Here is a 3724-nt window from a genome sequence, read left to right on the forward strand (position 1 = left end):
TCTCTGGCCGCCAGAAAGGCACTCCTGGCGGCCCACGACACGTTCACATGTCCTTCGTGGCCGTATGTGCTGCAATCTCTGCGAGCACGGCGGTGATCAGGCCTGCTGGAAGTCCTCGATCAGGCCGCGGACATAGGCCAGGGTCTCCTCGGGACCCTCGACCGCATGGCAGGCGATGCCCATCTCGAGCACCGGGTAGTCATTGCCGCCGGGCTGCAGGCGGTCCCCGATGAACAGCATGTTGGCCTGCTTGATGCCGGTCTGCTTCTCCAGCTCGCGCATGCCGTGGGCCTTGTCGATGCCCTTCATGGTGATGTCGATGCTGGTGGAGCCACCGGAGCGAACCTCCAGCTGGGGCACGTCGGCCGCGACGGCATCGCGCAGGGCGCCACGCTTGGTCATCTCGGGGTCCCAGGCGTGCTTGTCGGCCACCGAGGCCTTCTGGCCCAAGGCCGAGAAGGTGATCTGCGAGCCACGGTCCTCGATGCGCTCGCCCTTGCACTTCTCGTCGGGCTCCCACAGGCCCAGCTCCTTGGCGCGCTCCTCGAGCGAGGCGATGGCCGCGGCCTTGTCGTCCTCGGCCAGGTCGTGGGCGTAGACCTCCTGCCAGGCGCCGTCGGTGAAGCGCAGGTAGCGGGTGCCGCAGGTGGGCATCAGGTGCAGGCGCGAGAGCTCGGCGTCGGCCGGGAGGTTGTCGAGCACCTGGGTCTGGAACTGCTCATAGCGGCCGCCGGAGATGATGCACACCGGGCGCCGGGCGAGCAGGTCGGCCAGGGCGCGAGCCATCTCGGGCTGCACCGGCGACTTGGAGGCGGCCAGCGTGTCGTCGAGGTCGAAGGCGACGATCTGGATCTGGTCAGCAGTGATCTGATTGTGGTCGGTCATGGCTTCTCCCCGAGAAAAGCGTGCAAGGCGGACGCACGGTGCGTCCGTCGGAGCCTATCGGCGCCCCGGTGGGGTGTCCGGGTCGGCGATGCTTCCTCTCAGCACCTGCCCAGATCGGCCACCCCTTCGGGTGGAGCGCCGTCGTCGCCAACGGGGCAGCAGCGAGACCAGCACCATGGCGGTGAACATCGCCGACCCGCCCAGCAGGATCTGCCACGTGAGCCTCTCCCCACCGAACAGGATCGCGAAGACCGCCGCCCAGACCGGCTCACCGGCCATCAGCACCGCCGCCGTCGTCGACTCCACCAGGCCCTGCGCCCAGACCTGCAGGAAGACCGGGATGGCGCCCGCAGCCACCGCGATCCAGGCCATCATGAGCCAGTCGCTGCTGGTCGACGGCGCCTGCACCCCGCCGGGCAGGGCCGCCAGGGTGCACAGGACGGCCACCGTCACCAGGGTCACCAGGGTGAGCGAGATGGCGGTGCCGGGCCGGCTCCACGAGTCGACCGCGACGATGTGGCCGGCATAGATCACGGCGCTGGCCAGCGTCAGCGCCTCTCCCCCGCCCATCGAGAGCCCGGCCCCAAGGTCGAGGGTGAGCACCCCCAGGCCGAGGGCGGCGAGCACCACCGCCAGCCAGGTGGCCCGGGGGATGCGCTCGCGCAGGAGGGTGGCCGCCAGCAGCGGGGTGAAGACGACGTAGAGGCCGGTGATGAAGCCGGAGGCGGAGGCTGCGGTGGTCTCCAGCCCGGTGGTCTGGACCAGCTGGGCGATGCCGTAGAGCAGCCCCAGCCCGATGCCGCGCAGCAGGGTGGCGCGGCTCATCCGCCAGTACCGCCAGCCCATCACGCCGGCCGCGGCGGAGGCCACGACGAAGCGGACCGCCAGCAGGTCCGGGACGGCCAGCCGGGTGGTGAGGTCCTTCATGCTGAAGAAGGTGCTGCCCCACAGCATCCCCATCACCACCAGGCTGGCCAGGGCCAGGAGCTGGGTGCGGCGGGGGATCGTCTGCGGGGCAGTGCTCACCCGGTCGAGTGTGGATGCTGGCCCGTGCGCTTGGCAATCTCGTCCGCGGCCCGGACCCCGGGCCGGCACCCGGGAGCGCCCGGATAGCGTGTGGGGCATGTCATCCGCCTCGTTCACCCCTGCCCTGTCAGCCATCACGCTGCTGGTGGCCGACCTCGACACCAGTCAGGACTTCTACTCGCGGGCCTTCGAACTGGAACCGAGCTGGAGCGACGAGAAGTCGGTCAGCTTCACCCTGGGCAGCATCGTGCTGAACCTGCTCGTCAACAGCGAGGGCCCCCGGCTGGTGACGCCCGTCGCCCCCGCCGAGCCGAGCGCCGGCCCGCGCAACCAGCTGTCGATCTGGGTCGACGACATCGACACCGCCGTCGAGGTGCTGCGTGAACGTGGCGTGGCCTTCGACACCGACCCTGCCGACAAGCCGTGGGGCATGCGCGTGGCCACCTTCCACGATCCCGACCGCCACAGCTGGGAGATCGGCCAGGACCTCGGCGACTGAGCCACCCCCAACGCCCCCGCTCCCCGGTCACTGCCCCCCGACCACTTCCTGCAGCACCTCGACGGCGCGGTGCGCCCCGTCCTGGCCGGCCATCTGGCGGCCCACCAGGCTGGCGGTCAGCTCATGGGAGGGGGCCCGATCCAGCGCCCGCGAGACCTGTGCGGCGGTGAGCCGGCGCGCGGGCAGGGCCTCGGTGGCGGCCCCGACGGCGTGCAGCCGGGAGGCCCAGAAGGGCTGGTCGACGGCGATCGGCACCGGGACGCTGACCACCCCTGCCCGGGCCGCGGCATGGCTCGTCCCGGCGCCGCAGTGGTGCACCACGGCGGCACAGCGCGGCAGCAGCCAGGAGTGCGGCAGGTGGCCCACCACCCGCACCCCTTCGGGAAGCCTCTCGGGCACCACGCCCGGCCAGCCCGGCGCCAGCAGCGCCCGCCGCCCGTCGAGTCCGTCGACGACCGTCTGCAGCAGCCCGTCGGGCAGCGCCATCGACCCGAAACCGACATAGACCGGGGGCGGTCCGTCGCCGAGGAAGGCCAGCAGGTCCTCGTCGAGGGCCGCGATCGGGGCTGGCAGGGCCCAGTCGCCGGTGACGTGCTGGCGGACGCCGCCGGGCACCGGCACCAGGCTGGGCGACCAGGCGCACAGGCTGGTGTAGTCGCGCCACACGCCACGCTGCGGGGCCAGGCCGAGCCGGCGACGGGAGTCGTTGACCTGGCCGGCCAGGCTCCACCAGCCCAGTTGCTGCCCGCCCGTCGCCAAGGGCTCGTGCAAGGCCAGCGGCAGCCGGGTGGGCAGCACGGAGGAGGGCTGTCCGCGGCCGGGCAGGAAGGGCTGGAAGAAGCAGGCCACGACGGGCGCGTCGAGCATTTCGGCCGCGGTGAAACCGGCGGGCAGGGACAGCCCGCTGGCCAGCACCACGTCGGCGCCCCCTGCCTGCTCGACGGCCTCGACGAAGGTCACGGTCCACTCGTGGAGGTGGTCCTCGAAGAGGGTCCGCAGCACTCCCAGACCGGCCAGGGTGGAACGTCCGCGCCGCACGAAGCGCGCCAGGTCGTCGCCGCTCTCGCCGGCACTCAACCGCGAGCGGATGCCCCCGCCCAGGGGGACGAAGGTGACCGGGTGCCCCTCGACGAGCGGCGCGGAGCCCTCGTCGCCGGCCAGGACGAGCTCGTGCCCGGCCAGATGCAGTTCCCGGGCCAGGGCGAGGAAGGGGCGCACGTCGCCCTCGGTTCCATAGCTGATTGCCGCGATGCGCATGCCGCCAGTCTGGCAACACATGGCGACGGGCCGCACCCCTCAAGTGGAGGGGTACAG

At 71.9% G+C, this 3724-nt stretch carries 4 protein-coding genes; 1 reads left to right on the forward strand and 3 read right to left on the reverse strand.

All coding sequences use genetic code 11. The features are described from left to right. Positions 1 to 96 precede the first annotated feature (96 nt). Together ACHFFZ_RS13305 and ACHFFZ_RS13310 are read right to left on the reverse strand one after the other, a co-directional pair. Positions 97 to 885, reverse strand: a complete 789-nt coding sequence (locus ACHFFZ_RS13305) for an HAD-IIB family hydrolase (protein WP_394277085.1) — start codon at positions 883 to 885, stop codon at positions 97 to 99. A gap of 54 nt (positions 886 to 939) precedes the next feature. Continuing rightward, on the reverse strand, positions 940 to 1911 hold the full coding sequence (locus ACHFFZ_RS13310; protein WP_394277086.1) for a DMT family transporter: 972 nt from the start codon (positions 1909 to 1911) through the stop codon (positions 940 to 942). A gap of 97 nt (positions 1912 to 2008) precedes the next feature. On the opposite strand from ACHFFZ_RS13310, the gene ACHFFZ_RS13315 reads away from it, so the two are divergent. Further along, the gene (locus tag ACHFFZ_RS13315) at positions 2009 to 2410 is read left to right on the forward strand and encodes a VOC family protein (RefSeq protein ID WP_394277087.1); all 402 of its coding nucleotides are present in this window, start codon (positions 2009 to 2011) and stop codon (positions 2408 to 2410) included. 27 nt (positions 2411 to 2437) lie between these two features. Here ACHFFZ_RS13315 and ACHFFZ_RS13320 read toward each other — a convergent pair whose 3' ends face one another. Then, positions 2438 to 3667: a glycosyltransferase gene (locus tag ACHFFZ_RS13320; RefSeq protein ID WP_394277088.1), complete on the reverse strand. Its 1230-nt coding sequence runs from the start codon at positions 3665 to 3667 to the stop codon at positions 2438 to 2440. Positions 3668 to 3724 lie beyond the last annotated feature (57 nt).

The organism is Luteococcus sp. (assembly GCF_043424415.1).
GTDB lineage: Bacteria > Actinomycetota > Actinomycetes > Propionibacteriales > Propionibacteriaceae > Luteococcus.

Excerpts from the sequence above, each read along its gene's own strand:
- ACHFFZ_RS13305 (WP_394277085.1), bottom strand. The coding sequence starts at position 885 with ATGACCGACCACAATCAGATCACTGCTGACCAGATCCAGATCGTCGCC.
- ACHFFZ_RS13315 (WP_394277087.1), top strand. The coding sequence starts at position 2,009 with ATGTCATCCGCCTCGTTCACCCCTGCCCTGTCAGCCATCACGCTGCTG.
- ACHFFZ_RS13320 (WP_394277088.1), bottom strand. The coding sequence starts at position 3,667 with ATGCGCATCGCGGCAATCAGCTATGGAACCGAGGGCGACGTGCGCCCC.